This is a genomic window from Gordonia sp. VNK1 (assembly GCF_040049135.1).
GTDB lineage: Bacteria > Actinomycetota > Actinomycetes > Mycobacteriales > Mycobacteriaceae > Gordonia > Gordonia oleivorans.
Window position 1 is genome coordinate 327,297 of record NZ_JBDZDJ010000004.1, and the last position, 23,671, is coordinate 350,967.

Consider the following 23,671-nt stretch of genomic DNA (forward strand, 5'->3'; position numbering starts at 1 on the left):
GGATCAGCGGGCCTCGTGCCGGCCGCGCGGCGCGGCGCCGTCGGGACCGGTGTCCGGATCGGAGTCGCCGGAACTGGAGTCGTCGGAATCGGAGTCGCCGGAATCCGAGCCCTGATCCGCGGCCTGATGCCGACCCACCCCGGCGTCGGCCGCCGGCGCCCCGGAGAGAGTCTTGGAGAGGATGGGCCGGGGCCGGTCCTCGTCGTCGGTCGTGGACGGCGACTCCGGCGTCACGAAGTGATCGTCGTCGAGATGCCGCATCACCTCGAACACGTCGTCGGCGGTGGGCCGGGTGAGCTCTCGCACGATGTTGCCGTCGGCGAGGAACACGACGCGATCGGCGTACGACGCGGCCCGCGGGTCGTGGGTGACGATGACGACGGTCTGCCCGAATTCGTCGGTGGCGGCACGCAGGATCGACAACACCTCACCCGAGGAACGCGAATCGAGGTTGCCCGTCGGCTCGTCGCCGAAGATGATGTCCGGTCGCCCGACGAGGGCACGCGCACAGGCGACGCGCTGCTGCTGCCCGCCGGACAGTTCGGTGGGCAGATGCCCGAGCCGATCGCCGATGCCGAGCCGGCCGACGACGGTGTCGAACCATTCGCGGTCGACGTCGCGGCCGGCGATGTCGAGGGGCAGGGTGATGTTCTCGGCCGCGGTCAGGGTCGGCACCAGATTGAAGGACTGGAAGACGAATCCGATGCGGTCACGTCGCAGCTTGGTCATCTCCTTGTCGGAGAGCCCGGTGAGCGCGACGTCTCCGATGTAGGCCCGGCCGCCCGACGCCTCGTCGAGTCCGGCGAGGCAATGCATCAGCGTCGATTTGCCGGAACCGGACGGCCCCATGATGGCGGTGAACTCGCTCTTGGCGAACCCGACTGTCACACCCCGCAACGCGTGCACCGCGGTGTCGCCCGTCCCGTAGACCTTGGTGAGGTCCTCCGCCCCGGCGGCCACCGCGGTGCCGCTCGGCTGCGTCAATTCTGCGTGCGCTGATGTCATGGCCACCACGGTGCCAGGTTGCGCCCGCAATGGCCATCAGGGGTTTCCCCCAACTGGACGTCCGGGTACATCGTTTGTCGGACCGGCACCCGATCAGCGGCGCGGGAAGCGGACCTCGAGCGCGTGCACACGCGTCGGACCGTTGAACATGTTGTTGGTGACGACGTAGAGCATCCGCGCCCGGTAGTTCTGGCCTCGGACATCGGGAAGCCAGTTGCCCCAAGCCATTCCCGACATGTTGCCGGTCACCAGGCCGGGTACGGGATCGGTGGAGAAGATCAGCGTCTTGGGCATGGCCTTCTCGTTGCCGGCCAGCTTCGCCTTGTTGGTCACCGCGTCGGCGCCACGGGTGGTGGTCCAGTAGATCCGTGTCACACGTCCGCGACCGCGCTCGAGCACCAGGAAGTCGGTGTCGTTGACGGCGATCACGTCGGCGGCGACCTTGTCACCGTCGGTGCGGTAGACGAATTCTCGTTGCGGCACCGCACGGCCGGCGCCGAAGGTGAGCAGCCGGGCCGCGTTCGCGGGATCCTGACGCAGTCCCCCGGCGGTGATGACGCTGACCTGGCCGCGCGGGCCGACCGCGACCCCGGTGAGGCCACGCTGGCCGTTGACACCGGCCTTGCTGGTGGGCCGCCACGCCGACGGCAGCGGCAAGTCTCGGACGAACGTACCGATCGGTCCGATCTGGCGGACGAACTCCTGGTTCCCGCCGCTGACCACCACGTAGTCGCCACCGAGCTTGCGGATGCCCTCGAACTGCGCGGCACCGGGAAGGAGCGGGAGGGTGCCCGGCCCCAGCACGGTACCGCCGCCGGTCAGTGACGGGACCCCGAGTTGGCCGAGTGCCGCCGAGAAATTGATGTGGGTGGTGTAGAACCGGGCCGGGCCCGCGCGTCCCACGTCGGTGGAGATCATCGCGTAATCACCGTTGCCGATCCGGTCCATTCCCGAGATGGCACCGAAAGTCGGTATCCCGGGCGCAATCTCGGTATCGACGTACCGTGACGTGACCGAGAATCCCGGCGCGGGTGCGGCATCCGCCACACCCGCGTTCAGTGACACCGCGATTGCGGTTGCCGAAACGAACGCTGCCCCCCACGAGCGAATCCTCATAGGGGGCAACGATACCGCAGAGTCAGGCGATCAGCTCAACCCACTCTTGAGAGTTTGGTGAGAGTCAAGCCGACACGCGGTGTGATCAGCCGAGACGCTGCTTGAGCTGATCGAGTTCGTCCTGCAGGCTCGTGGGCAGCTTCTCACCGACGAACTCGAAGAGCTCCTCGATCAGCGGCAGCTCGCGACGCCACTCGTCCTCGTCGAAGTTCAGTGCCGCCTCGACGTCGGCGGCCGGCACATCCAGTCCGGTGACGTCGATCTCGTCGGGCTTGGCGACGATGCCGATCGGGGTGTGCACACCCTCGTTCTCGCCCTCGATCCGGCCGATGATCCACTTCAGCACGCGGCTGTTCTCGCCGAATCCGGGCCACAGGAAGCGGCCGTCGTCACCGCGACGGAACCAGTTGACGTAGAACACCTTCGGCAGTTTCGAGGCGTCCGCGTTCTTGCCCAGATCGATCCAGTGCTGGAAGTAGTCGCCGACGTGGTAGCCCATGAACGGCAACATCGCCATCGGGTCGCGGCGCACGGTGCCCACCTTGCCCTCGGCGGCGGCGGTCTGCTCGGAGCCGACGGTGGCGCCCATGAAGACGCCGTTCTGCCAGTCACGTGCCTCGGTCACCAGCGGCACGGTGGTCTTGCGGCGACCGCCGAACAGGATCGCCGAGATCGGCACACCCTTCGGGTCATCCCACTCCGACGCCAGCGACGGGCACTGCGAGATCGGGGTGCAGTAACGCGAATTCGGGTGTGCGGCAGGATGATCGGATTCCGGGGTCCAGTCCTGACCCAGCCAGTCGGTGAGGTGGGCGGGTGCGTCGGTACCGATTCCCTCCCACCAGATGTCACCGTCGTCGGTCTCGGCGACGTTGGTGTACAGGGTGTTTCCGGCCTCGATGGTCTTCATCGCGTTCGGGTTGGAGTCGTCGCTGGTTCCCGGGGCGACACCGAAGAATCCGAACTCCGGGTTGATGGCGTAGAGCCGGCCGTCCTCACCGAAGTGCATCCAGGCGATGTCGTCGCCGACGGTCTCGGCCTTCCATCCGGGGATGGTCGGCTGGATCATCGCGAGGTTGGTCTTGCCGCAGGCGCTCGGGAAGGCGGCCGCGACGAAGTAGACCTTGTTCTCCGGGCTGGTCAGCTTGAGGATCAGCATGTGCTCGGCCATCCAGCCCTCGTCGCGGGCCATCACCGAGGCGATCCGCAGCGCGTAGCACTTCTTGCCGAGCAGCGCGTTGCCGCCGTAGCCCGATCCGTAGGACCAGATCTCGCGGGTCTCCGGGAAGTGTGTGATGTACTTGTCGGCGTTGCACGGCCACGCGACGTCGGCCTGACCGGGCTCCAGCGGTGCGCCCACCGAGTGCAGCGCCTTGACGAAGAAGCCGTCGTCTCCGAGGATGTCGAGGACCTGCGAGCCGACGCGCGCCATGATCCGCATGGACAGCACCACGTATTCGGAGTCGGTGAGTTCGACACCGAGCTTCGGCGACGCCGAACCGAGCGGACCCATGCAGAACGGGATCACGAACATCGTCCGGCCGCGCATCGAACCGCGGTAGAGCTCGGTCATGGTGGCGCGCATCTCGGCGGGCGCCACCCAGTTGTTGGTGGGGCCGGCGTCGGCCTCGTCTTCGGAGCAGATGAAGGTGCGCGACTCGACGCGGGCGACGTCGGCCGGGTCGGACTTGGCCAGGAACGAGTTCGGCTTCTTCTCCTCGTTCAACTTGACCAGGGTGCCGGCCTCGACCAGGTGGGTGCTGAGGCGATCCCATTCCTCGTCACTGCCGTCGGACCACACCACCCGGTCGGGCTGGGTCAGCTCGGCGACTTCGGCGACCCACGCCAGTAGGCCCGCATGTTTGGTGGGCGCTTCACTCGGGTCCAGCCCGGGAATGGTTGCTGCGGTCATGGGCTCCTCCTCGGAGTTGGCCACCATGGTCGGCGGCCGGGTGGTACGACGGCTTATTCCCAGGATACGACGACCGACCGGCCACCAGGTTCTGGGTCGAACAGATGCGTTCTATGCCACATTTCCGTATGTTCACTTATCCCGCAAGCCGTCCGGAAAAGGTCCTGATCAGCGAAATTCGGCCAGATCACCGACTTTCGACCCTGGTGAAATCCAATGAGGTCGGCGATACTCGAGGTCGTTTCATTCCAGCCTGCCGGCGTCGGTGGGAACCCAGTTTCCGGAGTCGTCGAGGGTGTGCGCCTGGTAGCTCCCATCCGAGCCGATGCGGGTCACGGTGTCGACGCGGCCGTCGTTGTCGCGGTCGGTGTACACGGTCAACCCGTCCGGACCGGTTCGGGTCAGCGAGTCCTTCACGCCGTCGTCGTCGGTGTCGACGTCGGCCGGCCCGAGATCCCAGATGCGTCCGTCGTCGTACATCCACAGGTGATCGTCGGCGGGTGCGGCGAGATCGTCGAGCCCCGGGATCGACCCGCTGGCGCCGACGGAATGGGCGACGGGATCCACCCCGTCGTCACCGAAGCCACCCCCGGCGAACAGCGGATTGATCTGCTCGGCGCCCACATCGGACTCCTCGCCCTCACCCGGTACGAACGGGTCCATCGCGTCTCTCCTCTCCGGCATCGGCCGCCGCGGCGCCGTCCATCCACAGTTCCTGCATACGCGCCGCCGCCGTCGCACGCAGCCGACGGAGCTCGTCGACGCGCGCCTGGCGTTGCCGGTCGGCGCCCGCCCGCTCGGCACGTATCCCACGCAGTTGCTCGTCGAGTGCGGCGACGTCGGCGGACACCTGCCGTACCCGGCGCTCGTGATGCCGGATGATCTGCCCGGTCAGCCACGATTCGGTGTCGGTGACGGCCGCCGCCACCCCTCGTTCGATCGTGGCGCGGGCCTCGGCCAGCACCTCCGCCGACCAGGCCCGCAGCTCGGCGCGGCGGGCACCGGCGCGGCGCACCCCGACCACCCACAACGCCACCGCGACCCCGATCACCAGGGTCAGTGGCATCGACACCCACTGCAGCGTGTGCACCGACGCCATCGGCGCCACCACCAACCGTCCGAGTCCGATGCCGGTGGACGCACCGAGCAGCACCACCAGCGCATCCTCGGCGCCGCGACGACCACTCGGAGGCTGTGGCCGCCCGGCCGCGGGCGGCGGGCCGAATCCGGGGCCGGCGGGTGGGCGCGCGCGGTCCGACGGCCCGCCGGGTCGGCGTGGATCACCCCCGTCGATTCCCAGCAGCGCGGTCACCGCGACCTCGTCGAGCCGGTCGTCGGTGACGGCGCCGATGTGCGCGCCCAGGCGCCTGACCTCCTCGTCGAGCCACGCCGCGTGATCATCGAGTTGCCGCGGACCGGCCTGCGCGATCCGTTGCGTGGCCGCGTGCGCCAGGGCCCGCGCCCCGGTCTGCGCGTCGGCCAGCGACGCCGCACGCACTCCGGCGAGTCCGGCGCGAACCGCGGCCAGGCGGTCGGTGCGTCCCCGGTCGCGAGAGGCGACGAGGAGTCGGCGTCGGTGCATGAGTGTGTCGGTGTCGTCGCCGGGGTCGGGGGGCGCCGACATCTCCGCCAGAAGTGCCGCGTCGAGCGCCCCGAGGCAGGCCCCGGTACGCATCCGTTCCCGGCGATCGGCCGACGGTGCCGAGCCGGCCGTGACGATCCAGGAGACCAGCTCGTCGATACCGGATTCGTCGACCGCACCGGCGAGCGCGGCGGCCGCGGAGACCGCGAACAGCGGAAGCTCCTCGTCGGGGTCGAGGTGCCGACGATGTTCCCGCAGCCGGCGCGGCCATTCCCAGAAGGCGTCGATCTTGGCGCAGACCAGCACCACCGTGCCGATCTCGGTGCGCAGCCGGGTGACGAGATCGACATCGGCGGATTCCGGCGTCGACGACGGATCGATCACCAGCACGCCGACGCCATCGCATGCGGCCACCGGCAGCGACTCGCCCGGTCGGTGGCCGGTGACCTCGAGATCCGGGGCCACCCCGGTGATCGCGCCGATCAGCTCACCCACCCCCGCACCGGGGGCGCCGGCGACCACCACACGAACCCGCGGCCGCGGGCCGGAACCCTCGCAGCCGGCGACATCCCGACCGGTGACATCGCATCCGGTGGCCGCACGGACGCGCAGATAGAGGTCGCTCACAGCGTCACCTGTGGTACGCGGAGCAGACGTTCGAGGACGTCGCGGTCGGCACCCGCGGCGGCGAGATCGTCGACCTCGGCGCGGGCATGGTGGGCGCGTCGTCGACGAACACCGTCGACGAGGGCACCGAAGGCCGGCACCAGCGCGTCGATCCCGCTGAGCCGATGCAGCACGGCGTTCAGCGCCCCGGCGTCGCCCGGAATGTCTTCGACGAGGAGGTCGAGCACGGTCTCGATGCCGTATCGGTCCAGTCGCTGCAGCAGCGTGCGGCGCATGACGCGTTCGGCACTGCCCGGTGCACCGCGCAGATACTTCGCCGACATCGACGGCATCTGCTCACCGCCGAGCGCACTCGAACGCAGGAATGCGACCTCGTCGGCGGTCAGATCGGCGCAGGCCAGCAGTTGCGACACCGCGATCACCGGCCGCCCGAGCTCCGCGGCGATGCGCTCGGCCCGTTCTGCGGCCGCATCCGGGTCGTCGTGGGTGTCGGCCTTGCCGAGCACGACGATGCCGCGATCGGGCATCAGAGCCTCAAGAGCGGCCCGGTCGGAGTCACGCACACCCGCCACCAGCACATACACGGTCAGATCGGCGTCGGCGAGGGCCACCGGATCCTCACCCGGTCCGAGCGCGGAGATGGCCAGCCGTTCCCGCAGTGCGCGGGCCATGGTGTCGCGGCCGGTCCCCGCACGACCGGCGACCGCGATCGTCAACGGGCGGAGGTAGTCGGCGCTCAGCTCCGCGAACACCGCGCGGACGCGGGGCCCGAGACCGTCGACGAGCGTCGGATCGCCGTTCAGCGCGCGCACGAATGCGTCGTCACCGTCGATCATGTCACCTCCCCCGCCGGTCTGCGCTGCTCGCAGCCTAACCCGAGAACGCCCGGTCCGAGACGGAAGAATTCACAGGCCAGGGGTGTCGAGGATGATCTGGTCGGGGCGATAGGCGACGATGGACCGGTGAACAACACCGTCGATCCGCCGCCGGGCGGGGCACTCGACCCTTCCCGCGAGCAGGTTGATCGCTCCCGGCTGTACCCGCGCGTGACCAGTTTCCGGTTCCGCCGGGGCACGCTCACCGCCAATCAGGAACGCAACTGGGACACCCTGTGGCCCACGTTGGGGCGTGATCTGTCCACCGACACCGAACGCCGGCCGGAACCCCCGCTGGACTTCGGCCCGCTGTTCGGGCGCACCGCGCCGCGGGTGCTGGAGGTCGGCAGCGGCACCGGGATCTCGACCGCCGCGATGGCCGCCGAGGAACCCGACGTCGACGTACTGGCCGTCGAGGTCTACAAACCGGGACTGGCGCAACTGCTCGGTCTGATCGACCGCAACGGGCTCACCAATGTCCGGATGATCCGCGGCGACGCCGTCGTCGTGCTGCGTGAGCTGGTCGAACCGGCGAGCCTCACCGGCATCCGGGTGTTCTTCCCCGACCCGTGGCCCAAGTCCCGTCACCACAAGCGCCGGTTCATCCAGCGCGGCACCGTCGAATTGATGGCCGATCGCCTCGTCGACGGCGGTGTGCTGCACATCGCGACCGATCACGCCGATTACGCCCGATGGATCGCCGAGATCCTCGCCACCCAGAATCCGGACGCCCCTCATGTGGTGCCGGCGACCGATCCGGTGCCGATCTCGTTGCGGCGTCCGACGACGAAGTTCGAGGGCCGCGCCGAGGTCGAGGGCCGTTCGGTCAACGAGTTCGTCTACGTCAAGCCGGCTCCGCGCGCATCCGCCGCCGATCACTCCGCACGCACATCCCCCGAGGAGACGCGATGAACGACGCCACCACGGCTTCCCGCGCCCGCTTCGCCGACACCATCTCCGGGCAGACCTCGGCGCCCCGGGTCCTGCTGGTCTGGGACGCACCGAACATGGACATGGGTCTCGGCGCGATCCTCGGCGGACGCCCCACCGCCGCACACCGACCACGCTTCGACGCGCTGGGCCGCTGGATGCTCGCGCAGACCGCGGAGATCTCCGATGCGGCCGCCGCGGCCGCCACCGGCGAGACCGCCACCCCCGAGGCCGGCGACGTGGAACGCGACACATCCACCGACGGTGACGCCGAGGCCGCACCAGGAGGTGCCACGGCGGTCCTCGTCGAACCCGAGGCGACCGTCTTCACCAACATCGTGCCTGGTAGCGCCGATGTGGTGCGCCCCTGGGTGGAGGCCCTGCGCAACGTCGGCTACGCCGTCTTCGCCAAACCGAAGATCGCCGAGGACAGCGACGTCGACGCCGACATGCTCGACCACATCGAGTTGCGCAGGCACACTGTGGGACTAGCCGGGCTGATCGTGGCGTCGGCGGACGGTCAGGCCTTCCGCGAACCGTTGCTCGATATCGTGGCCGAGGGCATCCCGGTGACGGTCATCGGCTTCCGGGAGCACGCCAGCTGGGCGTTGACGACCGAGGGGCTGACGTTCGTCGACCTCGAGGACATCCCCGGGGTGTTCCGCGAACCATTGCCGCGGATCGGTCTGGATTCACTGCCCGACGACGGCGCCTGGCTGGCACCGTTCCGGCCGCTCAGCGCGCTCCTGCGCTGAGTCGGGCCGGTCGAAGGGCCGGAGGGGAAACCGGCACGACGGCGGGATCGCCGCGCGGGTACCTCAGCAGGTACTCAGGCGGCGCTGCGACAATCTTTCCCCGAACTTCACGAAAGGACTCGGCGTGTTCGGAGCCATCGGCACATTCGTCTATCGGATGCGCTTCGCCGTCATCGCCGTCATGGTCGCCCTGATGGCCGGCCTGGGCCTGTACGGCATGGACCTCGGCAAGTATCTGAGCCAGAGCGGCTGGTTCGATCCGACGTCACAGTCGGCGAAGGGATCGGTCGTCGCCGACACCGCACTCGGCCGCGATCACCGTTCCGACGTCATCGTGCTGATCACCCCGGCACAGGGCACCAGCGTCGACGATCCGCAGTTCGGGGCGAAGGTCGAGCGGTTCGTCACCGACCTCATCGACAAGCACCCGACGATCGTGCAGCGCGCCTTCAACGGCGACACCTCCACCCCGGAGGGTCAGCAGCAGGCGCTGTTGAACAACCAGCAGATCATCGACCCCTTTTATCAGCCGACCGACGCCGCCGGGCAGGCCGCGCAGGACATCGTCCGGTCGCGCACCTTCACCGAGGACAAGAAACACGCGTTCATCAGCATCGGCGTCGCCGGCAACGACGACACGACGGTGCTCGAGAACTACAAGACACTCGAACCCGACCTGACCAACATCGCCGCGCGCTACGACCTGCCGGGCACGACATTCCAGCTCGCCGGTCTGCAACCGGTGGCCGGGGCCATGGCCCGCGGCATGGACGCCGACATCCACCGCGCCGAGATCATCGCCCTGCCGCTGGTCGCGTTGATGTTGTTCTTCATCTTCGGTGGCGTCGTCGCGGCCTGTCTGCCCGTCCTGATCGGTGGCCTGACCATCGCCGGGTCGCTGGGCATCATGAAGATGATCGCGCAGGCCACCGAGCTCAACATCTTCGCCCAATCGGTCGTCACACTGATCGGTCTGGGCATCGCCATCGACTACGGCCTGTTCATCGTCAGCCGTTTCCGTGAGGAGCTCGCCGAAGGCTATTCGACGAAGGCCGCGGTACGAAGAACCGTGATGACCTCCGGGCAGACGGTGGTCTTCTCCGCGACCATCATCGTCGCGGCCATCGCATGTCTGCTGATCATGCCGCAGGGATTCCTCAAGTCGGTGGCCTACGGGGCGATCGCCTCGGTGTCGCTGGCCGCGATCCTGTCGATCACCGTCCTGCCGGCACTGCTGGGCATCCTCGGACCCCGCGTCGATGCGCTGTCGCTGCGCTGGATGCTGTCCTACACGCTCTTCCCGATCGTGCGGTCGTTCTCTCCGCCGACCGCCGATCGCCTCGACCGCAAGGTCGGCGATCTGACCGGCCGCACCAAGTCCCGTGACGAGATCATCAACGGTTTCTGGGGCAGGCTGTCCGGCTGGGTGATGAAACACCCGGTGGCCACCGCGGTCCCGACGGTCCTGTTGCTGCTGGTGTTGACCATTCCGTTCGGCGGCATCAAATTCGGTGGGATCAGCGAGCAGTATCTGCCGCCGGACAATCCCAGCCGCATCGCGCAGGAGAACTTCGACGAGTATTTCCCCACCGAGCGGACCGAGGAGATCAAGCTCGTCATCATGTACGACGAGAACGACTCGTCGGCAGGCAACAAGATCGCCCAGATCGCCGACGAGGCGAACAAGATCCCCGGCTTCACCAAGCAGTTCAGTGCATCGGCGAATGACGGCGCACTGGCCGGCAACTACGGCCCGGGCGGTCCCGCGATCATCCAGATGTCGGCCGGTCTGGTCGACCGGGACACCGCCGGTGAGGCCATCAAGGATCTGCGGGCCATCCAGAAACCGGACGGCATCCGCATGTGGGTGGCCGGTACCCCGACGCTCACCCAGGACTCGATCGACGCGCTGCTGCAGCGGCTGCCGCTGATGGCGTTGCTGCTGGTGTTGGTGACCGGTCTGCTGATGTTCCTGGCGTTCGGCTCGGTGGTGCTGCCGATCAAGGCGGCCCTGATGTCGGCGCTGGGACTCGGTGCCACCCTCGGCATCCTGACGTGGATCTTCGTCGACGGCCACGGCGCCTCGTTGGCCAATTTCACACCGGGACCGCTGTTCGCGGCCGTGCTGGTGTTGATCATCGCCATCGTCTTCGGCCTGTCCACCGACTACGAGATATTCCTGTTGTCCCGGATGGTCGAGGCGAGACAGAAGGGCGCGAGCACCACCGAGGCCATCCGCACCGGGACGGCGCTGACCGGCCGCATCATCACCGCTGCGGCCGCCATCCTGGTGGTGGTGACCGGCGCCTTCGGCCTGTCGGACATCGTGATGATGAAGTACATCGCCTATGGCATGATCGCGGCGCTGATCCTCGACGCCACCATCATCCGCATGCTGCTGGTGCCGTCGGTGATGAAACTTCTCGGCGACGACTGTTGGTGGGCGCCGCGCTGGATGCGCACCGTGCAGCGCAAGATCGGTCTCGGCGAGACCGTCCTAGACGATGAACCCGACGAGAAACGCGACGATGTGGGCGCTCCACGCGCCATCAGCGCGGGCACCCTGATCTCGGAGGTGCCGACCTCGGTGATGGCCGCGGCCCCCGGCGGCGCGGCCGGTCGACGTCGCCGCCGTGGCGCACGATCGGAGCCCGCGGAGCCGACGCCGAATCCCGGATCACGTCGCGACGCCGCCCCCGCCCCTGCCGCTCCCGCCCCTGCCGCACCGGAACCGCAACCCGGGCCCGGCGAACCGGCCGCTCCGAGACCCCGACCGATGCCCGTTCGGGTCGGCCCGTCGGCACCGCCGTCGGGTGAGCAGCCGATCACTCGCCGCGCGACGACGACCGGTCCGCGCCCGGTGCCAACCGCACGCCCGGAGTCCGATCGACGCCCGATGCCACCGCGGCCGTACTCGCCGCGCAAGACCGACGGCCCGGACACCGGGAGCTGGAAGCTCGGCGCCGGCGGCATCCGTCTCGGCGGCGAACCCACAAGTGGCGAAAACCCCACTGCCACAGCAACTCCTACACAGACCCACGGACCACAGACACGCGGACCGGTGCCACAGCGACCCGCGGCCGGCGCGACCGACGGCGCACCACCCGCGCCACCCGCGCCACGGCCCGGCGGCGCTGCGAGTGGCCCTCCCAGTGGCCCTCCCAGTGGCACCGTGCCACCGCCCGCCCAGCAGTCGAGCGGCACTGTCCGCCGCCCGATTCCGCCGGTCCCATCCGCGCCCCCAGCCGCGCCGCAGCGCCCCGCAGGTGCCGCCGCCCCATCACCGCTGTCGCGCCGACCCGACCTCGACCGCACCGGCAAGCGTCCGTTGGCGGCATCGTTGAGTCCCGAGGACCGCGCCCGGGCCACCGGGCAGCCCCGCCCGCCGCGCGCCGCATCGGACGGCCCGTCACCGATGGATCGTGGTCTGTCCCAGGATGGTTCACGGACACCGGCGCCACGGACACCGGTCGCCGCACCTCGATCACCTGCTCCGGACGCGACATCGCCGAGGACGCCGTCGACCACCGTCGGCGACGCCGAGGCCGGTGGTGATTCCTCCGCGGATCGACATGCCGCCACCACCGGTTCCGACGAGCGGATCAGCGTGCACGACCTGATCCGGCGAAGCCGGGGTGGCGATCAGTCCTGAGGTGACGCGGAGTCACCGGCGTTCGGGACGTCGGTGGCATCCGGCCTGCGCGTAGTGCCGCCGGGCGCACCGTCGTCGGCCGTTTCCTGTTGCGCCGCACCATCTGCGGGCGCGTCATCTGCGGCCGTGGGCTCGTGGGGTTCGTCGAGCCGTTCGGCGAGTTCCTCGGCATCGTCGATCGCGGTCTCGAGCCGCACGCGGTCCCAGACCGGCGGATCCGGTGACGCCTCGAAACCGTCTCCGTCGCCGAGGATCGCCGACACCGGGTGCCCGGCGAGGTATCGGATCGCGGTGTTGCAGAACGCGATCAGCGGGACCGCCAACAGACCACCGACGATGCCGGCCGCGACGATCCCGGCCGCGATCGCCAGGACCACCGCCACCGGATGCAGCCGCACCGAACGCCCCATCAGGAACGGTTGCAGCACATGACCTTCCAACTGCATCACGCCGACGAGGATGGCCAGCACGATCACCGCGGTGACCCAACCCTGGGTGACCAGTGCGATCATCACCGCCACGGTCCCGCTGATCAGGGCACCGACGATGGGGATGAAGGAGAAAAGGAAGATGAGCGTCGCCAGCGGAAGGGCCAGCGGCACACGCAGAATCGCCAATCCGACGCCGATGCAGACCGCGTCGACCAGCGCAACGACCACCGTCGCCCGGACGTAGGCGACCAACGTGCCGAATCCGGCGATCCCGGCGGAGGCAACACGATCGCGGGAACCCCGGGGAATCAGCCGGGTGGTGAACGCCCAGATCTGCCCGCCGCCGTAGAGGAAGAAGATGATCAGGAACAGCATCAGCAGCAGGCCGGTCACGAGTTCGGTGGCCGTCGTCGCCGTGGCCAGTGCGCCGCTGGCCAGCTTCTCCTGGTTGTGCTGCATCAGGGTGACGATGTTGTCGCCGAGGTGACTGACCTGCGACCGTTCGATCTTCAGCGGCCCCTCCACCAGCCAGTCCTGGGTCTGTTTGACCGTGGAGACCACCTCGTTGGTCAACTCGGGGAATCCGTTGACGAAGGCGCGCCCCACAAAGGTCAGCACCCCCGCGACGACGCCGAGGGCGACCAGCATGACCGCCACGACGGCCAGCGACCGCGGCCACCGACGACGATCCAGGAAGTCGACGGCCGGAACGAGGAACGCCGAGAAGAGGATCGCCAGGCTCAGCGGCACGGTCACCTCGTCGAACTTCTCGAAGATCCGCCCGAGGACGTACACCGCGGCCAGGATCAGCAGCAGTCGCCAACTCCACTCGGCGGCCGCCCGCACCGTCGGATGAACCTTCGTACGATCCAGATCCGCGAGGGAACGGGCCACGGAGTCATGACTCCCGCCGACACTGCCGCCATCGCCCGATTCGGCCCCCGGGCCGCCGTCATTCACGAATGCCAGCGTAGCGGTGGTTAGGGTGAGGGCTATGTCATCGGACCATTCGGCTGCCCGGGCGCAGCCGCGTCACCGTCTGTGGTGGTGGTTGCGGTGGCTGTTGCTGGCGGTCGTGCTGGTCATCCTCGCGGTCGAGATCGTTCTGATCTGGCCGAAGCTCGAGGAGGCCTGGGATCAGGCCGGCGATCTGGACTGGGTGTGGCTGGTGGCCTGTGTCGTGGCCGCCATGTTGTCGATGGACAGCTTCGCGCAGGTGCAACGGGCGCTGCTGCGCTCGGCCGGGGTGCGGGTGAAGCAGTTGAAGTCGTTGTCGGTGGTGTTGGCCGCCAACTCGTTGTCGCAGACCATGCCTGGCGGTCAGGTCCTCGCCCCGGCCTTCACCTACCGCGAGACCCGCAAATGGGGGGCCACACCGGTGGTCGCGTCCTGGCAGGTGGTGATGTCGGGCCTGCTCGCCGGTGTCGGGCTCGCCGTCCTCGGCTTCGGTGGCGCCGTGCTCGCCGGCGCCCGCACCAGCCCGTTCTCGGTGATGTTCTCGGTGGTCGGTTTCATCGCGGTGGCGGTGGTCCTGCAATACCTGGCGACGCATCCGGAATCGCTGCGGTCGACCGGGGAGCGGGCGCTGAGCTGGTTCAACCATCTGCGCAACCGGCCGGTCGACCAGGGCGTCGATCGCTTGAACGAGATCCTCGAACAGTTGCGGGCGGTGCAGCTGACCCAGCGCGACACCGCGATCGCGTTCACCTGGAGCCTCTTCAACTGGATCATCGACATCGGGTGCCTGCTGTTCGCGTGCTGGGCGGTCGGGGTGCATCCCACGATCCCGGGCGTGATGGTGGCGTATGCGGCCGGCAAGGCCGTGGGTACCGCGGTTCCCCTGCTGCCCGGCGGGATCGGGGTGGTCGACGCCGTGCTGGTGCCCGCCCTGACCACCGCGGGAATCCCCGCAGCGGATGCCCTGACCGCGGTGCTGGTGTACCGGATCGTGAGCTACGTGCTGGTCGCGGCGATCGGGTGGGTGGTGATCCTCGCCAAGTTCCGGTCCGGCATCCGCGAGAAGGACACCATCGAAGCCGAGTACGACCGGGACCGCGAACTGGTGCAACAGGAGTTCGCACACCCGTCGACCCACGAGGAATCCCCGGCGCCGCCGGGTGAACGCAGCGATGCCCCACTCGCCGAGGTGGACTCCGACGAACCGGGCGGTTCGACGCCCACGACACCGCCACCCGACGGGACCGATGAGGGCACCAATTCGGGTTGACGCCCGAAAAGCGCTACCGTGATGGACCATGCCGAGTTCTGACATGGCTACCCGGGGGAATGCCAAGGCGCCATCATCGCTGCGATGGCCGGTCACCGGTGCCGCCGACGCCGTTGCCGTCACCGTCTTCGTGCTGATCGGACGGGCGTCACACCACCACGGATACGAGCTCCTGGGGCTCATGCAGGCGCTGTGGCCGTTCCTGGCCGGCGCCGCCGTCGGGTGGTCGATCGTCTACGTGTACTCCCATGTCCGGTCCAGCGACTGGTTCGGGCACGACTTCCGACCCGAACGCGTCCTCCCCGCCGGTGTGGCGATCTGGTTCTGCACGGTGACGGTGGGCATGATCCTGCGCTACCTGTTCCACGAGGGCGTCGCATTCAGCTTCGTCATCGTCGCGACGGTGACCCTGGGACTGTTCCTGCTCGGCTGGCGGGGCGTCGCCGCCTACGCCCTTCGGCGCAGCGATTCACACTGCCCCACCACCGGCGCCGCCTGACATCGGCCGGTCACCGACACCGGGCGGTCACTCGGTGCGGAGCGGTCACTTGATGCGGAAGTACTTCTGCGCCACCTGAAGTGCCGCGGTCCCCGACTTCGGGCCCTCGGTGTAGATCACGATGACCTTCCCGCCCTGTACGCCGACGAACCATCCGGGCCCCTCGGGACCGTTGGTTCCGACCAGAGCGCGCAGGCCGGGCGCCGCGGTGAGATCGCTGGCGTCGCCGGTCTTGGCCGTGGTGGTCATGGCCTGCCAGATCGGCTTCGTCAGGTCGGCACCGAGGTCACCGAGCGCGCCACCGACGACCTTCGTCGGAACACCCTTGATGACGAACGGTGCGACCGAACTCCGCGTTCCGGTGGAACTGCGCGCCATCGCCACACCGAGCGCCGCCATGTTGGTCATCGACATCTTGGACGTCTCGGACTGCAGGTCGATGGTCGCGACACCCGGCCCGGAGGTCGGCGTACTCGCTCCAGGCACGGTGAACTGCACACCGAGGCCGAGCCGGTCGAGGACCGCCTGCGGGGTCTCCTGCGCGTCGCGGGCCGAACGGTCGACGGCTGTGAGCACCGGATCGAGTGTCGTACCGACCGGGTATGCGGTGTCGAGGGTGATGGCCCGGTCTGCTGCGTAGGAGTTCTGCGCCACGCCGAGGATGCCACCGGTGGTCGCATCCAGCGCCATGATGGTGGCGGGCTGTCCCACCTCGACCGCGGCGTCGCCCAGTGACAGCTGCACCCCCTGATCGACGGTGGTCTCGACGTCCGCGCCGGGCGGGCCCTGCTCGCCGTCGAGGCGTCGCGGCGCCATCCCCGGCCCGACCATCTGGACCTGCCATCCGGCGGTGGCGTCCCGGATCGCCTGCCAGTAGTTGGTGAGGCCGGCCTCCAGCGGCGAGTTGAGACGACGGTCGGCCATCACGAGCATGCCCGCCTTGCGGACGGTCACGCCGGGCACCGACGACGGGTTCCGGGTCATCACACCCATGTCCGAGTCGCGCAGGGTGACGGCGGTGATGGCCTTGCCCGGCGTCTCGGCCAGCTTCTGGTTGATCACATCCGCGGTGACCAGCGGTGCGATCGGTTGGAGGGTGACCGCCAACTGCCGCGCGGAGGCCGCGACATTACGGGTCTGGGTGGGATCGAGAATGATCTCGTTGACCGGCTGCAGGTAGAGCAATGTCTTGCCCGAGCGGCTGTTGACCGTGGGCGCCGGAGTCGCATCGGTACGAACCTCCCGAATCGACCCGCCGATGGGCAGGCCGGGGGCGATCACCGCCGGCTCCCAGGTGATCTTCCAGCCGGTCGACAGGTTCCGGGCGCCCGCGTTGCTGGTCGAGGTGAAGGTGTGGTCCTTGTCGAAGGTCCAGGTGGTGCGCAGGGAGAACGACGCGGTGCCGTCGCTGTACTCGACGGGCTTCTCGACGGCCACATCGACCTGCCGGGCGTTCATCGCCTGGAAGGTCTGGGTCAACGCCTCACTGGCCTGTCCCGGTGCGGTGGTGTACGACGCCGCGGTCGCGGCGTCCTGCTTGCTCCACGCTGCCGCGAACGCATTCATCGCGGCCGTCGAACCGGTATCGGGATGGTTGGACACCACCTGTTTGATCCCGAACGCGGCGGCACACGCCACCACCACGCACGCGGCGAGCGCCGCCCATTTCACCCGAGAACCCATAGTCACAATTTTCACTCTAGTCACACGCGATTTCGATCCCGAACGCTTGCGGTCGGGATTCAGACCGGTCACGATCTCATCTCGCGCCGACGAATCGTCGTCTGTGACGTCGGTGTCGGGGTCGGTGACGCCCGAATCGGGAGTGATATCCGGGTCGTCGGTGCCGGCCGATTCCGACGCGGCGGCGTGCCTGGGTTTGCCCGGGGTGGCGGACTCGGAGTTGGTGGACTCGGAGTTGGCCACTGCGGCGGCCCCGGCCTTGCCCGACGCGGCGAGTTCGGGCTTGCCCGATGCGGGGGTCTCGGCGTCGTCGGAGGTGGCGGTTCCGGGCCCGGTGACCGCGGCTTCGCCCGAACCCACCGGGCGTCGACGCGACCCACCGGCGGGACGGACGGTCGATCGTTGTACGTCCCCGGCCCGCACCCGGGGAGTCGTCGCGCGCGGCGCCTGCGGGGTGGTCGAGATCGCGTCCGGTTCGTCGATGCGCGACGGGATCCGCGGAGGGATCGACCCCGTCGGGGGTTGCGGCACTTGTCCACCCCGGTTCGCCTGGTCGCGCTGCTCTCGACTCCGCGGCGCTCGATCGACCTCGGATCGCGGTGGTTCTCGGCGCGGTGGTTGCAGACGCGGTGGTTGCAGACGCGGTGGTTGCGGGCGCGGTGGCTGTCGGCGCGGCGGCGGGAACGTCGCATCGGGTTGTGGCTGCGGACGCCCTCGCCCCGGGGATCGCCGAACGTCGCCGCGGGAACCCATCTGAGTTCTGGGCGTCTCGCGTCGGGCGGGGTCGGCGCGTCGCCCGGGATTACGCGGGCGCGGCGGTAGGGTCGTCGGGGTGTCGGCGGCGCGTGGCGTCGGCCTCGGGGCCGTCGCCGGTGGCGGGAGTTCGGCCTCGTCGTCACGTGCACGATGGCGCCCTGAGCTGGGATTTTGCGCAGAAGAAGACCGGCCCGAAACCTCACCGTCCGCCGATGGCCATAATGGGTCATGGGCTTTTCGGTTATCCGGGCCGGAGACAGGAGCCTGACGACGACGGCCTGGCTCACCTCCTACCATTGCTTCTCCTTCGGCGACCACTACGATCCAGCCAACACCCATCATGGTGCATTAATTGCATCGAATGAGGAATTTCTTCCGCCGAACTGTGGATTCGGATCACATCATCACCAGGAATCCGAGATCGTCACATGGGTGAGTTCGGGGACTCTCGTCCACCGCGATTCGTCCGGGCACGCCGGAGTCGTCCACCCGGGTTTGGCACAACGCATGAGCGCCGGCAGCGGCATCGACCATTCCGAACGCAACGATCCGTGGCCGGACCTGCCCGGTTCCGGCACCGAGACGGTCCACTACGTGCAGATGTGGGTACTCCCCGACCGTCACGGCACCGAACCCTCCTATGCGCAATCCGACATCTCGACGGAGCTGGCCACCGGTTCACTCGTCACGGTCGCCTCCGGCGACCCGGATCGTCATGCCGCGATATCCATCGCCAATTCCGGGGCCACGCTGTACGCCGCGCGACCCTCCGGCAAGCAGACGCTGACGATGCCGTCGGCGCGCTTCACTCATCTCTTCGTCGTCGACGGCGCGGTGGTCGTTACCGATGACGAAGGCACTCGCCTCGAACTGGCCGCCGGCGATGCGGCTCGTGGCGTCGACACCGGCGGCGAGATCCTCACCGCCCGGGAACCGTCGGAGGTCCTGATCTGGGCGATGGACCGCGCGCTGGGCGAGTTCTGACGCGGGATTGCGACGCGCCAACGCCCGCAGGCCCGGCCAGACTCGTCAGTAGCGGAGGATGCCTGCCCGAAGGCGATTGTTGTGTTCACTCGCCGCACTGCACGACCACACGATGCACCCGATCCAGATCAGAAACGAGGGGACCCCGAGAAGGAAGAAAGACAGGAACAGCCCGACCACGCTGACCCCAAGCATCACCAGCGCACCGGTCACCGTGGAGTAGAACATCCCCAGCGGGCCGAAGAAGAAGGCGAGCACGAATGCCAGCCCGACACTCTTCTCGCTGCCGACCACGACGACCGGCTGGTATGCCACACCGGGTTGCGCGACGGGATAGGGCCACGACGCCTGGGGTACGGGGAGCGGTGGTTGCTGCTGATAGGGAGCATGCAACGGCGCCGACGAGGGCTGCGACCACTGCTGCTGCGGCGGCGGCCACTGCTGCTGCGACCACTGCTGCTGCGGCTGCCACTGCTGCGGCGCAGGCAGACGACGATCGGGCGTCTCGGGGTGCATGGCGGGGAATGTACCCTCCGCACGCACCAGTGTCCCCGCCATTCGCCGACAACTCTCCGACAACGTTGCGCGGGAGGACACCGGCCGGCTGACGGATCGCCCCGGCGATGACAGGATGGACGACGTGACCGTGTCGAATACCGCAACACCCGCCTCCGGACTCGACCTCGACTGGGTCGATGACGCCGTCCGCGTCCAGGATGACCTGTTCAGCCACGTGAACGGCAAATGGTTGGCCTCGCACGTCATTCCCGAGGACCGCTCGGTCGATGGCGCCTTCCACGTTCTGCGCGACCGTGCCGAGGAGAACGTCCGCGACCTCATCGTCGAGGCGGCCGCGGCGACACCGCCGAGCGGGAGCGACGCCGCCAAGATCGGCGATCTGTACGGATCGTTCATGGACACCGACCACGTCGACGCCCTCGGCATCGGGCCGATCACCGGCGAGTTGGAGAAGATCGCCGCCATCGCCGACACCACCGGACTCGCGACCCGGATCGGGCGGCTGCAGCGCCACGGCGTCGGTGGCCTGTTCGGTTTCTACGTCGACACCGATGCCCGGGCCTCGGATCGTTACCTCGTGCACGTGATGCAGTCCGGTCTGGGACTGCCCGACGAGTCGTATTACCGCGAAGACAAGCATGCCGAAACACGGCACGCATACCTCGCCCACATGGCACGGATGTTCACCCTCGCCGGCCTCGACGACCCCGAGGGCCGGGCGGCCACGGTCCTGCGGTTGGAGACCGCGATCGCCGGCCATCACTGGGATGTGGTGCGCCGGCGCGACGCGGAGTTGACCTACAACCTGATGACCCTCGACGAGTTCGGCGCAGCGGCGGCCGGATTCGACCTGCACGCGTGGTTCGGCGGGCTCGGCACCGTGGGTGAAGCCACCTTCGCCGAGGTCGTCGTCGGGCAGCCGTCGTTCATCACCGACGTCTCGGCCCTGGTCACCGAGTCTCCCCTGGAGGATTGGAAGACCTGGCTGACCTGGCGGCTGCTGCGCAGCGCGGCACCGTATCTGTCCTCGGCCTTCGTGGAGGAGAACTTCGACTTCTACGGCCGCACCTTGACCGGAGCCGAGACCAATCGGGACCGCTGGAAGCGGGCGGTGGGTTTCGTCGAGGGCGCAATGGGGTTCGCCGTCGGAAAGCTGTACGTCGACAAGCACTTTCCGCCCGAGGCCAAGGCCCGGATGGACGAACTCATCGCCAATCTCGTCGAGGCCTACCGCCGCAACATCACCGATCTGGAGTGGATGACCCCGGAGACCCGGCGCAAGGCACTGACCAAACTCGACAAGTTCACCCCGAAGATCGGCTACCCGGCCCGCTGGCGCGACTACAGCGCGCTGGCCGTCGACCGTGGTGATCTGATCGGCAATGTGGCCCGCGCGTCGTCGTTCGAACAGGACCGCGAGTTCGCCAAGATCGGCGCGCCGGTCGACCGGGACGAGTGGTTCATGACCCCGCAGACCGTGAACGCCTACTACAACCCGGGCATGAACGAGATCGTCTTCCCGGCGGCGATCCTGCAGCCCCCGTTCTTCGACCCGGACGCCGACGACGCGGCCAACTACGGCGGTATCGGCGCAGTGATCGGGCACGAGATCGGACACGGCTTCGACGATCAGGGCGCCAAGTACGACGGCGACGGCAACCTCGTCAACTGGTGGAGCGACGACGATCGCAGTGAATTCTCCTCCCGGACACGCAAACTCATCGAGCAGTACAACGAGTTCACCCCCGACGGACTGGATGAGCAGTACAAGGTCAACGGCGAGTTCACCATCGGGGAGAACATCGGCGATCTCGGCGGCCTGTCGATCGCACTGGTCGCCTACCGACTCGCCACCGAGGGCACCGAGCCGCCGGTGATCGACGGCCTGACCGGCATCCAGCGGGTGTTCTTCAGCTGGGCGCAGATCTGGCGCACCAAAACCCGTGACGCCGAGGCGATCCGACGGCTGTCGATCGATCCGCATTCGCCACCGGAGTTCCGGTGCAACGGCGTCATCCGCAACATCGACGCGTTCTACGAGGCGTTCGACGTCTCGGCCGGCGACGACCTCTATCTGCCGGACGATGAGCGTGTCCGAATCTGGTGAGCGCACCCGGCGGGTGGTGGCAGGCAGGGAGGTCTCCACACGGGATATGGTCACCGCGCTGCTCCGCCCGATAGCGGCCGGAACGATCCTCCTGGTGGGCTATTTCCTGCTGCCGATCAACGCCGACAGCGACTTCAAGTTGATCGGTTTCGTCTGCGGAACACTACTTCTCGTCGCGTTCGTGGGTTACGAGATCCGGCACTTCCTGCACTCGAGGTACCCGGTGTCCACCGCGTTGGAGATGCTCGTCGCGGTCGCGACCTTCTACATCGTCGCCTTCGCAACGTTGTACTTCATGCTCTCCGAATACGACCTCGGGAGCATGAACGAGAGACTGAGCCGCGTCGACGCCCTGTACTTCAGTCTGACCGTGTTCACCACAACGGGTTTCGGGGATATCGCACCCGATTCGACGGGTGCCCGGATCGTCGTCTCGGTGCAGATGATCAGCAGTTTCATCCTGCTGGGCCTCGGCATCCGATTCCTCACCTTGCTCGTCGACAATCGTCGCAAGAAGGTGTCCGACTGAGCCTCCGCGCACAGTGCAGCGCCGAGCCCCCTCAGCCGGAGGGAGTCTCGGCGCTGCTCAGATGATGACCGGTGCGCGGCCGGCGGCTCAGTAGTCGTCGTCGCCGTAGACGATCATGCCGCGAATGTTGCGGCCGGCCAGCATGTCGTCGTAGGCCTCGTTGATCTGATCGTGCCGGTAGGTGGTGGTGATCAGATCCGACAGGTTGAGCCGACCGGAACGATACTCGCGCAACAGGTTCGGAATCTGGATGCGCGGTCCGGTACCACCGAAGATGGCACCCTGGACCCGCTTCTGCAGCAGGGTGAGTTCGAAGAGGTTGAGCTTGACGTCCATGGACGAGAAGTTGCCCATGCCGGTGACGACGACCTGTCCCCCCTTGCCGGTGAGGCTCAGTGCGGGAGCGATGATGTCGCCGAAGATCTCACCGACGGTGATCACGGTGGTGTTGGCCATCTTGCCCCAGGTGATCTCACCGATCACCGGCAGCGCCTCGTCGATCGAGGCGAAGGTGTGTGTGGCACCGAGCTTTTCGGCCATCTGCAGCTTGAACGGCACCGGATCGATCGCGATGACGTGGCGCGCGCCGGCGGCCGCGGCACCCTGCACCGAGTTGATGCCGACGCCGCCGATGCCGATCACCACGACGGTGTCGCCGGTGTGGGTGTCACCGATCTCGACGGCCGATCCCCAGCCCGTCGCGACACCACAGCCGAGCAACGCGGCCTCGCGCAGCGGGATGTCGTCCTCGATCTTCACCAGCGACGCCTGGTTGACGGTGATGTACGGGGCGAACGTACCCAGCAGGCACATGGTGGTCAGTGGTGTGCCGTCGGAGGTGTGCACCCGATGGGTGTCATCGGCGATGGACAGCCCGGTCAGCAGGCGGGCACCCTCGTCGCAGATGTTCTGCAGGCCCGACGAGCAGGGTTCGCACACACCACACGCCGGGATGAAGGCGGTGACGACGTGATCCCCCTCCTTGAGACGGGTGACGCCCGGTCCCACCTTGGTGACGACACCGGCACCCTCATGGCCACCGAGAACCGGCATCGGTGCGGGAGAGTCGCCGGTACGGAGATGATGGTCGGAGTGACACAACCCGGATGCGGCCAGGCGGACCTGCACCTCGCCGGCCACCGGATCGCCGACCTCGATCTCCTCGATCTGCCACGGCTGTCCGGGCTCGCGCAGGATTGCACCTTTGGTCTTCATGGAGAGATACACCTTTCTCGGCACACCACGTGCCCCCACGACCCATCGTAGAACATCCATGCGGCCGACCGCATGGAAATGCGCATCTTTGCTCTGACACAACATCTTCGGCAGCCTCGCGACGTTCCCGATCCCGTCGCGCCGGTTCCACCCGTCGGCACACGTCGTGGGTTCGCGGAGACCACGAGAAGACCTGAACCATCCGGGAGCCGGACGGCTACGAAATGCCCGTTAGGGTCGGTACACGACCCCGAGTACATGCCGCCC

The 23,671-nt window shown here is 68.0% G+C and carries 19 protein-coding genes; 9 read left to right on the plus strand and 10 right to left on the minus strand.

What is annotated here, in order from left to right; all coding sequences use genetic code 11:
- Positions 1-3 precede the first annotated feature (3 nt).
- From ABLE94_RS07360 to ABLE94_RS07385, 6 genes are all read right to left on the minus strand, one after another.
- Positions 4-1,005, minus strand: a complete 1,002-nt coding sequence (locus ABLE94_RS07360; RefSeq protein WP_348808445.1) for an ABC transporter ATP-binding protein — start codon at positions 1,003-1,005, stop codon at positions 4-6.
- A gap of 93 nt (positions 1,006-1,098) precedes the next feature.
- Positions 1,099-2,121: an esterase-like activity of phytase family protein gene (locus ABLE94_RS07365; protein ID WP_348808446.1), complete on the minus strand. Its 1,023-nt coding sequence runs from the start codon at positions 2,119-2,121 to the stop codon at positions 1,099-1,101.
- 85 nt (positions 2,122-2,206) lie between these two features.
- The gene (locus ABLE94_RS07370) at positions 2,207-4,033 is read right to left on the minus strand and encodes a phosphoenolpyruvate carboxykinase (GTP) (protein WP_348808447.1); all 1,827 of its coding nucleotides are present in this window, start codon (positions 4,031-4,033) and stop codon (positions 2,207-2,209) included.
- 243 nt (positions 4,034-4,276) lie between these two features.
- Entirely contained in the window at positions 4,277-4,696 is a 420-nt protein-coding gene (locus ABLE94_RS07375) for a DUF6802 family protein (protein WP_348808448.1), read from the minus strand.
- Positions 4,674-6,242, minus strand: coding sequence for a hypothetical protein (locus tag ABLE94_RS07380; RefSeq protein ID WP_348808449.1), 1,569 nt, complete (start codon positions 6,240-6,242; stop codon positions 4,674-4,676). The genes ABLE94_RS07375 and ABLE94_RS07380 overlap by 23 nt, the downstream gene beginning before the upstream one ends.
- Positions 6,239-7,078: a hypothetical protein gene (locus ABLE94_RS07385; protein WP_348808450.1), complete on the minus strand. Its 840-nt coding sequence runs from the start codon at positions 7,076-7,078 to the stop codon at positions 6,239-6,241. Before ABLE94_RS07385 ends, ABLE94_RS07380 begins: the two co-directional genes overlap by 4 nt.
- Before the next feature lie 108 nt (positions 7,079-7,186).
- Here ABLE94_RS07385 and trmB point away from each other — a divergent pair, with 108 nt between their 5' ends.
- The 3 genes from trmB (at position 7,187) to ABLE94_RS07400 (ending at position 12,454) form a co-directional block, all read left to right on the plus strand.
- Positions 7,187-8,029 carry a tRNA (guanosine(46)-N7)-methyltransferase TrmB gene (trmB, locus tag ABLE94_RS07390; protein ID WP_425476161.1) on the plus strand — a complete coding sequence of 281 codons (843 nt, stop codon included), beginning with the start codon at positions 7,187-7,189 and terminating at the stop codon, positions 8,027-8,029.
- Positions 8,026-8,802 (plus strand): NYN domain-containing protein, encoded by a 777-nt coding sequence (locus ABLE94_RS07395; RefSeq protein ID WP_348808452.1) that lies wholly within the window; start codon positions 8,026-8,028, stop codon positions 8,800-8,802. The genes trmB and ABLE94_RS07395 overlap by 4 nt, the downstream gene beginning before the upstream one ends.
- A gap of 124 nt (positions 8,803-8,926) precedes the next feature.
- Entirely contained in the window at positions 8,927-12,454 is a 3,528-nt protein-coding gene (locus tag ABLE94_RS07400) for an MMPL family transporter (RefSeq protein WP_348806471.1), read from the plus strand.
- Here the strand turns inward: ABLE94_RS07400 and ABLE94_RS07405 are convergent.
- Positions 12,445-13,779 (minus strand): AI-2E family transporter, encoded by a 1,335-nt coding sequence (locus ABLE94_RS07405; RefSeq protein WP_348808477.1) that lies wholly within the window; start codon positions 13,777-13,779, stop codon positions 12,445-12,447. The genes ABLE94_RS07400 and ABLE94_RS07405 overlap by 10 nt on opposite strands.
- A gap of 100 nt (positions 13,780-13,879) precedes the next feature.
- Between ABLE94_RS07405 and ABLE94_RS07410 the strand changes: the two genes are divergently transcribed.
- Complete coding sequence (locus tag ABLE94_RS07410) at positions 13,880-15,112, plus strand: lysylphosphatidylglycerol synthase transmembrane domain-containing protein (protein WP_348808453.1); 1,233 nt, start codon at positions 13,880-13,882, stop codon at positions 15,110-15,112.
- A 28-nt stretch (positions 15,113-15,140) separates the two neighbouring features.
- Positions 15,141-15,611, plus strand: coding sequence for a DUF3054 domain-containing protein (locus tag ABLE94_RS07415; protein WP_348806473.1), 471 nt, complete (start codon positions 15,141-15,143; stop codon positions 15,609-15,611).
- A 45-nt stretch (positions 15,612-15,656) separates the two neighbouring features.
- On the opposite strand, the gene ABLE94_RS07420 is transcribed toward ABLE94_RS07415, so the two are convergent.
- Positions 15,657-17,294 carry an NTF2-like N-terminal transpeptidase domain-containing protein gene (locus ABLE94_RS07420; protein WP_348808478.1) on the minus strand — a complete coding sequence of 546 codons (1,638 nt, stop codon included), beginning with the start codon at positions 17,292-17,294 and terminating at the stop codon, positions 15,657-15,659.
- A 531-nt stretch (positions 17,295-17,825) separates the two neighbouring features.
- Here ABLE94_RS07420 and ABLE94_RS07425 point away from each other — a divergent pair.
- Together ABLE94_RS07425 and ABLE94_RS07430 are read left to right on the plus strand one after the other, a co-directional pair.
- A complete protein-coding gene (locus tag ABLE94_RS07425) occupies positions 17,826-18,116 on the plus strand; it encodes a hypothetical protein (protein ID WP_348808454.1) in 291 nt (96 codons plus the stop codon).
- A gap of 162 nt (positions 18,117-18,278) precedes the next feature.
- Positions 18,279-19,034 carry a pirin family protein gene (locus ABLE94_RS07430; RefSeq protein WP_348808455.1) on the plus strand — a complete coding sequence of 252 codons (756 nt, stop codon included), beginning with the start codon at positions 18,279-18,281 and terminating at the stop codon, positions 19,032-19,034.
- A gap of 45 nt (positions 19,035-19,079) precedes the next feature.
- Here the strand turns inward: ABLE94_RS07430 and ABLE94_RS07435 are convergent, their stop codons facing one another.
- Entirely contained in the window at positions 19,080-19,550 is a 471-nt protein-coding gene (locus ABLE94_RS07435) for a hypothetical protein (RefSeq protein WP_348808456.1), read from the minus strand.
- A gap of 115 nt (positions 19,551-19,665) precedes the next feature.
- Between ABLE94_RS07435 and ABLE94_RS07440 the strand changes: the two genes are divergently transcribed.
- Positions 19,666-21,660, plus strand: a complete 1,995-nt coding sequence (locus tag ABLE94_RS07440; RefSeq protein WP_348808457.1) for a M13 family metallopeptidase — start codon at positions 19,666-19,668, stop codon at positions 21,658-21,660.
- On the plus strand, positions 21,644-22,189 hold the full coding sequence (locus tag ABLE94_RS07445; RefSeq protein WP_425476156.1) for a potassium channel family protein: 546 nt from the start codon (positions 21,644-21,646) through the stop codon (positions 22,187-22,189). The genes ABLE94_RS07440 and ABLE94_RS07445 overlap by 17 nt, the downstream gene beginning before the upstream one ends.
- Before the next feature lie 87 nt (positions 22,190-22,276).
- Here the strand turns inward: ABLE94_RS07445 and ABLE94_RS07450 are convergent, their stop codons facing one another.
- Positions 22,277-23,404, minus strand: a complete 1,128-nt coding sequence (locus ABLE94_RS07450) for an NDMA-dependent alcohol dehydrogenase (protein ID WP_348806477.1) — start codon at positions 23,402-23,404, stop codon at positions 22,277-22,279.
- Positions 23,405-23,671 lie beyond the last annotated feature (267 nt).

Coding starts and splice junctions, on each gene's coding strand:
- ABLE94_RS07385 (WP_348808450.1), bottom strand. CDS start 7,078: ATGATCGACGGTGACGACGCATTCGTGCGCGCGCTGAACGGCGATCCG.
- ABLE94_RS07360 (WP_348808445.1), bottom strand. CDS start 1,005: ATGACATCAGCGCACGCAGAATTGACGCAGCCGAGCGGCACCGCGGTG.
- ABLE94_RS07365 (WP_348808446.1), bottom strand. CDS start 2,121: ATGAGGATTCGCTCGTGGGGGGCAGCGTTCGTTTCGGCAACCGCAATC.
- ABLE94_RS07395 (WP_348808452.1), top strand. CDS start 8,026: ATGAACGACGCCACCACGGCTTCCCGCGCCCGCTTCGCCGACACCATC.
- ABLE94_RS07410 (WP_348808453.1), top strand. CDS start 13,880: ATGTCATCGGACCATTCGGCTGCCCGGGCGCAGCCGCGTCACCGTCTG.
- ABLE94_RS07370 (WP_348808447.1), bottom strand. CDS start 4,033: ATGACCGCAGCAACCATTCCCGGGCTGGACCCGAGTGAAGCGCCCACC.
- ABLE94_RS07375 (WP_348808448.1), bottom strand. CDS start 4,696: ATGGACCCGTTCGTACCGGGTGAGGGCGAGGAGTCCGATGTGGGCGCC.
- ABLE94_RS07450 (WP_348806477.1), bottom strand. CDS start 23,404: ATGAAGACCAAAGGTGCAATCCTGCGCGAGCCCGGACAGCCGTGGCAG.
- ABLE94_RS07435 (WP_348808456.1), bottom strand. CDS start 19,550: ATGCACCCCGAGACGCCCGATCGTCGTCTGCCTGCGCCGCAGCAGTGG.
- ABLE94_RS07440 (WP_348808457.1), top strand. CDS start 19,666: ATGGACGACGTGACCGTGTCGAATACCGCAACACCCGCCTCCGGACTC.
- ABLE94_RS07420 (WP_348808478.1), bottom strand. CDS start 17,294: ATGGGTTCTCGGGTGAAATGGGCGGCGCTCGCCGCGTGCGTGGTGGTG.
- ABLE94_RS07415 (WP_348806473.1), top strand. CDS start 15,141: ATGCCGAGTTCTGACATGGCTACCCGGGGGAATGCCAAGGCGCCATCA.
- ABLE94_RS07430 (WP_348808455.1), top strand. CDS start 18,279: ATGGGCTTTTCGGTTATCCGGGCCGGAGACAGGAGCCTGACGACGACG.